Source organism: Streptomyces sp. NPDC043854 (assembly GCF_056436005.1).
In genome coordinates this window covers 1-7,471 of the sequence record NZ_JBWKDK010000105.1, presented here as the reverse complement: position 1 = coordinate 7,471, position 7,471 = coordinate 1, and the positions used below count along the sequence as shown (strand labels likewise).

Sequence of the window (7,471 nt, the reverse complement as noted above, 5' to 3'; positions counted from 1 at the left end):
GGGCGTCCGACAGCCGCTCCACGAGCAGCATGCCGACACCCTCACCCCAACCGGTGCCGTCCGCCGCAGCCGCGAACGCCTTGATCCGACCGTCCTCCGCCAGCCCCCGCTGACGGCTGAAGTCGATGAAGGCATCAGGGGTGGACATCACGGTCACGCCGCCGGCGAGGGCCATGGTGCACTCGCCCTGGCGCAACGCCTGAACGGCCAGGTGCAGGGCGACCAGCGACGAGGAGCAGGCCGTGTCGACGGTGATCGCCGGGCCTTCGAGGCCGAACACGTACGACAGGCGGCCGGACACGACACTGGCCGCGTTGCCGGTGCCGACGTGGCCTTCCAGGCCGTCGGCGTCGCCGGCGACCAGGGAGAGGTAGTCCTGCCCGTTGGTGCCGACGAACACACCGGCCCGGCTGCCCTTCAGAACGGCCGGGTCGATGCCGGCGCGCTCGAACGCCTCCCAGGAGGTCTCCAGCAGCAGCCGCTGCTGCGGGTCCATCGCGAGGGCCTCGCGCGGCGAGATGCCGAAGAAGTCGGCGTCGAAGTCGGCGGCGTCGTAGAGGAAGCCGCCCTCACGGGTGTACGAGGTTCCGGGCCGGTCCGGGTCGGGGCTGTAGAGGCGGTCCAGGTCCCAGCCGCGGTCGGCCGGGAATTCGGCGACCGCGTCCGCACCCTGAGCCAGCAGCCGCCAGAGGTCTTCCGGAGTCCGGACGCCGCCGGGGAAGCGGCAGCTCATCGCGACGATGGCGATCGGGTCCTCGTCGGCGGCGACGGCGACCGGCAGGCCGGTGTCGGCCGATTGCCCGCTGCCGACCAGCTCCCTGCGCAGGTACTCGGCGAGGGCGGCCGAGGTCGGGTGGTCGTAGACGAGGGTGGTGGGCAGCCGCAGCGCGGTGGCCGCGCCGAGGCGGTTGCGCAGGTCGACGGCGGCCAGGGAGTCGAACCCGAGGTCCTTGAAGGCACGCTCGGCGCCCACCGCGTCCGCGCCGTCGTGTCCGAGGACGGCGGCGACGTGCGTACGGACGAGGCCGAGCAACTCCCGGTCCTGCTCGGCCCGGGGCAGGCCGGCCAGCTTCGCGAACGCGGCGCCCGCGACATCGGCGCCCGTCACGACGGTCCCGTGGCCGGTGGCGGCGGTGTCGTCCGCCGACGCGCCGGTGACGAACCCTGCGACGGACGGGTTGGGGCGGAGGGCTGCCACGACGGACGCGTAGCGGTCCCAGGCGATGTCCGCGACGGTCAGGGCGGCCTCGCCGGCGCCGACGGCCTGCGCCAGCGCCGCGATCGCCGCATCGGGGGCCATGGGGGGCACGCCTTCGCGGCGCATCCGGGCGTCCGTCGCCTCGTCGGCGGCCATGCCGCTCTCCGCCCATGGGCCCCAGGCGATCGAGGTCGCGGCCAGGCCCGCGGCCCGGCGCTGCTCGGCGAGGGCGTCCAGGTAGGCGTTGGCGGCGGCGTAGTTGGCCTGCCCGGCCGCACCGATGGTGCCGGTCATGGAGGAGAACAGCACGAAGGCGGAGAGCTCGATGCCGAGCTCGGCGGTCAGCTCGTGCAGGTGGAGCGCGGAGGTCGCCTTGGCACGCAGCACGCTCTCGAAACGCTCGGGCGTCAGGGCGTCCAGAACACCGTCGTCGAGGACACCGGCGGTGTGGACGACCGCGGTGAGGTGCTCGGCCTCGGCCTCCAGCACGGCACGGAGGGCATCCCGGTCGGCGGCGTCGCACGCCACGACCGCCACCTCGACGCCGAGTTCCGTCAGCTCGTCGGCCAGTTCGGCGGCGCCGGGCGCGTCGGCGCCCCGGCGGCTGGTCAGCACCAGACGCTCGGCACCCGCGCCGGCCAGCCAGCGGGCCACCCGCCCGCCCAGAGCACCCGTACCACCGGTCACCAGGACCGTCCCGGACGGCGACCATGGGCCGCCCTTCCCGGCGGCGGCCCGGACGAGCCGGCGCCCGAAGACACCCGACGACCGGACCGCGACCTGGTCCTCACCCGTCGCGCCATCGGCCAGTACGCCGACGAGCCGGCCCATGGCCCGCTCGTCCCACACCTCGGGCAGGTCCACCAGACCACCCCAACGCCCGGGCAGCTCCAGAGCCGCCACCCGGCCCAGACCCCACACCTGGGCCTGCACCGCCGAGACGAGACGGTCCGAACGGCCCACGCTCACCGCACCACGGGTCAGACACCACAACGGCGCCTCCACCCCGGCATCACCCAGCCCCTGCACCAGAACAGCCGTGGCCACCACACCCGCAGCCTCATCCAGCGCAAGCAGCGACACCACACCCGCCACCGAACCGGCCGCCGAAACGGCCTCGGACAGCAGCCCTGCCAGCGCAGCACGGTCCGTACCCGCCTCGACCACGACCCGCCGGACCTCGGCGCCACGCCCGGCCAGCGCACCCACCACGGCCGTGTCGTCCACGTCCGCAGCGGGCGTCACGACGAGCCACGACCCCGTCAGCCGGACACCGCCGGCCGCGGCATCGGCCAGCGGCTTCCAGGACGCGCGGTAGCGCCAGCCGTCCACCTCGGACCGGGTCCGCATGCGGCGGCGCCATGCCGAGAGGGCCGGGACGACCTCGCTCAGCGGCTGTTCGCCGTCCGCGTCCAGTTCGAGGGCGGCGGCGAGCGCGGCCACGTCCTGGTGCTCGACCGCGTCCCAGAAGACGCTGTCGGCCGGAGCCGTCCCGTACCCGTTGGCGGTGGTCGCATCGGCGGCGGGGGGGCGCGCGTCCATCCAGTAGCGCTGCCGCTGGAAGGGGTACGTCGGCAGGTCCACGCGCGCCGCGCCCGTACCGGCGTAGCAGGCGGCCCAGTCCACGTCCGTGCCGCGGACGAACATGCGGGCGACGGCGTCGAGGAGGGTGGCGGTCTCGGGGCGGCCGGCGCGCAGCGCGGCGGCGAAGGCGGGGGGCGGGGTCGCGGTCGTGGTGTCCTGCGGGTCGGTGGCGAGGCAGTCCTGTGCCATGGCGGTGAGGACGGGGTCGGGGCCGAGTTCCAGGAAGGAGTCGGCGCCGCGCGTCCGGAGGGTGCGTACGCCGTCGAGGAAGCGGACGGCGTCGCGTACGTGCCGGACCCAGTGTTCGGGGTTGGCGAGCTCGGCGGCGGTGGCGGTGGTTCCGGTGAGGAGGGAGACGACGGGCAGGGTGGGGGTGCGGTAGTTCAGGACCTGCGCCAGCCGGCGGAAGTCTTCCAGCATCCCGTCCATGTGCGGCGAGTGGAACGCGTGGCTGACGGTCAGCCGCTTGGTCTTCCGGCCCTGGGCCTCGAAGGCTTCGGCGACGGCGACGGCCGCGTCCTCGTCGCCGGCGACGACGACCGCCTGCGGACCGTTGACCGCGGCGATGCCCACCCGGTCGCCCTCGCCGATCAGCGGCAGGACCTCGTCCTCCGACGCCTGGACCGCGATCATGGCTCCGCCGGTGGGCAGGGCCTGCATGAGGCGGCCCCGGGCGGCGACGAGCGCGCACGCGTCTTCGAGGCTGAGGACTCCCGCGACGTGGGCGGCGGCGATCTCGCCCACGGAGTGGCCTGCGACGAAGGCCGGCCGGAGTCCCCAGGACTCGACGAGCCGGTACAGCGCCACCTCGACGGCGAACAGCGCGGGCTGGGTGTAGGCGGTCTGGTGGAGGAGGGCGGCCTCGGGGGTGTCCTCGTCGGCGAAGAGGACGTCGAGCAGCGGGTGTTCGAGCTGCTCGTCGAGGTACCAGCAGGCGTCGTCGAGGGCGTCGGCGAACACCGGGTGGGTCTCGTACAGTTCGCGGCCCATGCCCAGGCGCTGGCTGCCCTGGCCGGTGAAGAGGACGGCGGTGCGTCCTGCGGCGGGTTCGCCGTGGACGGCGGCGGGTGTGTCGGTGCCGTCGGCGAGGGCGTTCAGGGCCTGGCGGAGGGCGGTGCGGTCGTCGCCGAGGACGACGGCGCGGTGTTCGAAGCGGCTGCGGGTGGCGGCGAGGGAGTGGCCGATGTCGTGCGGGGTGGTGTCCGGGTGGGTGTCGAGCCAGTCGCCGAGGCGGCGGGCGGCGGCGCGCAGGGCTTCGGGGGTCTTGGCGGACAGGGCCCAGGGCAGCGGTCCGGGGGCGTGGCCGGGGGCCGGCACCGGCGCCGGCCCGGACGACAGGTCCGCCGCGTCGTCGGCACGGTCCTCGGCGGGCGGCTCCTCGATGATGGCGTGGGCGTTGGTGCCGCTCATGCCGAACGAGGAGATGCCCGCCCGGCGCGGGGTGCCGGACGCCGGCCAGTCGACGGCGCCGGTCAGGAGCGAGACGGCGCCGGCTTCCCAGTCGACGTGGGGGGTGGGTGCGTCGACGTGGAGGGTCTGCGGCAGGACCCCGTGCCGCATGGCCATGACCATCTTGATGACGCCGGCGACGCCGGCGGCCGCCTGGGTGTGGCCGATGTTGGACTTGAGGGAGCCGAGCCACAGCGGCCGGTCCGCGGGGCGGTCCTGGCCGTACGTGGAGAGGAGTGCCTGGGCCTCGATCGGGTCGCCCAGCCGGGTGCCCGTGCCGTGTGCCTCGACGGCGTCCACTTCGGTAGGCGACAGGCCCGCGTTGGCGAGGGCCTGGCGGATGACGCGCTGCTGGGCGGGGCCGCTGGGTGCGGTGAGGCCGTTGCTGGCGCCGTCCTGGTTGAGGGCGGTTCCGCGGACGAGGGCCAGGACGCGGTGGCCGTGGGCACGGGCGTCGGAGAGGCGCTCCACGAGGAGCATGCCGACGCCTTCGCCCCAGGCGGTGCCGTCGGCGGCGGCCGCGAAGGGCTTGCAGCGGCCGTCGGGGGCGAGGCCGCGCTGGCGGCTGAAGGAGAGGAAGGAGCCGGGGCTGGCCATGATCGCGGCGCCGCCGGCGAGTGCCAGGGAGCATTCGCCGTTGCGCAGGGCCTGGACGGCGAGGTGCAGGGCGGCGAGCGAGGAGGAGCAGGCCGTGTCGACGGTGACGGTGGGGCCTTCGAAGCCGAAGGTGTAGGCGATGCGGCCGGAGGCGACGCTCGCGGCGTTGCCGGTGACGAGGTAGCCCTCGAATCCGTCGGCGGCGTCCTCGAGCCGGGGGCCGTATTCCTGGGTTTCGGCGCCGACGAATACGCCGACCCGGCCGCCGCGGAGTCCGGCGGGGTCGAGGCCGGCCCGGTCGAATGCCTCCCAGGAGGTTTCCAGCAGGACGCGCTGCTGCGGGTCCATCGCCAGGGCCTCGCGCGGGGATATTCCGAAGAATGCGGCGTCGAATTGGTCGGCGTCGTGGAGGAATCCGCCTTCGCGGGTGTAGGTGGTGCCGGCCCGGTCGGGGTCGGGGTCGTACAGGGAGTCGAGGTTCCAGCCGCGTCCGGTGGGGAATTCCGAGATGGCGTCGGTGCCGGCGGCGACGAGTTCCCAGAGTTCTTCGGGGGAATGGACGTCGCCGGGGAATCGGCAGCCCATTCCGACGATGGCGATCGGTTCGTCGCTGTTGACGGCGGCGGTGACGGGTGCCTCGGCGGGGGCGGCCCGGCCCAGGAGCAGGGCGTGGACGCGGGCGGCGAGGTGGGCGGGGGTGGGGTGGTCGAAGGCGAGGGTGACGGGGAGGCGCAGACCGGTTCCGGCGACGAGGCGGGCGTGCAGGTCGACTGCGGCGAGCGAGTCGAAGCCGAGGTCGAGGAAGGAGCGGTCCGGGTCGAGGGCAGTGGGAGCGGCGTCCCGCAGGGTGGCGGTGACCAGGGAGGAGACCCAGTCGAGCAGTGCTGTGCGCTGTTCGCCCTCGGTCAGGCCGGCCAGGCGCTCGCGCCACTGTGCCTGGGCCGCCGGGTGGTCGCCGCTGCCGGTTACGTCCTGGGTGTCCCCGGTTCCGCCTTGGGCGTCCCGGGGTCCGGGCTGAGTCCCGCCGGCCTCGGAGGAGCCGCCGATCTCGGGTGCGAAATCCTGGGACTCGTTCGACATCGCGCGCTCCACCACTCCGTACAGAGAACTCCAATACTGGGGAGACCCTGACACGGGAAAGGGGCGGCAGAAACCCCTAACAATCCCCTAAAGACCCCTAGGCGGAAACCGCTGGAAGGCGCCTTGACTCTGCGGGCGAGACTGACTCATGATGCCCCCGGAGTAAGGGCAATTGCAAGAATTCAGAAGGTTCTTGTCAAGGGTCCGCGACCCGGCCTTCTGTCGAATCCTGTCGTCGGGTTGAATACCCGGCCTCATCTGTTCACGCCACCCGAGAGGAAGTCGTTCTCATGCGCGTTCTGTTCGTCACCTATCCGGCCATCGGGCATCTGTTCCCGACGGTTCCGCTGGCCTGGGCGCTGCGTTCGGCCGGTCACGACGTCTTGGTCGCCAGCTCGGGCGACGCGCTGGAGGCGGCGAACGCCGGTCTGCACGTGGCCGACGTCCACCCCGGTTTCCACCTGGAAGAGTTCCTCCAGACGAAGTGCGGGGAGCTGATAGCGCGGCTGCGGGACCCGGACCGGTTCGACCCGATGGACGGGCTGATGATGTTCGCCCGGCTCAACGACGCCCTCACCGACGGCATCATGCGGACCGCCGACGCGTTCCGCCCCGACCTGATCGTGTACGAGCAGATTTTCGTGGCCGGTCTGATCGCGGCGTCCCGTCTCGGCATTCCGGCGGTCCAGCACAACTTCGGTTGTCTGCGGGCGACTCCGCTGCGCGAGATGACCGTGGCGATGATGTCGGAGACGATGGCCCGGCACGGTGTGGCGAGCGTGCCGGACCGGGTGCCGGTGATCGACATCGCGCCGCCGAGCATGGTGGAGGCGGAGGCGGACGGCTGGGTGATGCGGCCGGTCCCGTACAACAGCGGTGCGGTGCTGCCGGACTGGGTGCTGGAGGAGCGGACCGGCCGCCCGCGTATCGGGGTGACGCTGGGTACGGCGACGGTGCACGTGAACGGTCTGGGCCCGATCCAGCGGCTGGTGGCCGCCGCCCCGCAGGTGGACGCGGAGTTCGTGCTCGCGCTGGGCGAGGTGGAGACGTCCGAGCTCGGCGAACTGCCGGAGAACGTACGGGTCGTGGGCTGGGTGCCGCTCGCGAAGCTGCTGGAGAACTGTGATGCGGCCGTGCACCACGGCGGTGCAGGGACGACGCTCGCCGCGCTCAACGCGGGCGTGCCGCAGCTGGTCCTGCCCGACGGCGCGGACCGCGGGATCAACGCCCAGTGCGTGCAGGACCGGGGTCTGGGCCTGAGCCGTACGGCGGAGGACCTGGACGCGGAGCTGCTGACGCGGCTGATCACGGACGAGAAGATGGCCGCGGTGGCGCGGGAGGTGCGGGCCGAGATCGAGGCGATGCCGACGCCAGCGTCGCTCGTGGCGCGGCTGGAGGAGCTGGCCGGCCGCTGAGTGGCGGGCCGGAGCGGATGTGGGACGGGGGGGGGGGGGGGGGCCCCCCCCCCCCCCCCCCCCCTCCCCTCCCCCCCGGGGGGCCTCTCAAAAGGGACCGTGTGAGGAGGGGGGTAGCACAACCGCGGGTTGCCCAGAACCCCCCCCC

At 73.6% G+C, this 7,471-nt stretch carries 2 protein-coding genes; one reads left to right on the top strand and one right to left on the bottom strand.

Going from position 1 to position 7,471, the window contains the following annotated elements; translation table 11 throughout:
- Positions 1 to 5,908 (bottom strand): type I polyketide synthase (locus AC068A_RS36870; RefSeq protein WP_478590666.1); only part of this gene is annotated, 5,908 nt, incomplete at its 3' end.
- A gap of 290 nt (positions 5,909 to 6,198) precedes the next feature.
- Between AC068A_RS36870 and AC068A_RS36865 the strand changes: the two genes are divergently transcribed.
- A complete protein-coding gene (locus AC068A_RS36865; RefSeq protein ID WP_478590665.1) occupies positions 6,199 to 7,323 on the top strand; it encodes a nucleotide disphospho-sugar-binding domain-containing protein in 1,125 nt (374 codons plus the stop codon).
- Positions 7,324 to 7,471 lie beyond the last annotated feature (148 nt).

Coding starts and splice junctions, on each gene's coding strand:
- AC068A_RS36865 (WP_478590665.1), top strand. CDS start 6,199: ATGCGCGTTCTGTTCGTCACCTATCCGGCCATCGGGCATCTGTTCCCG.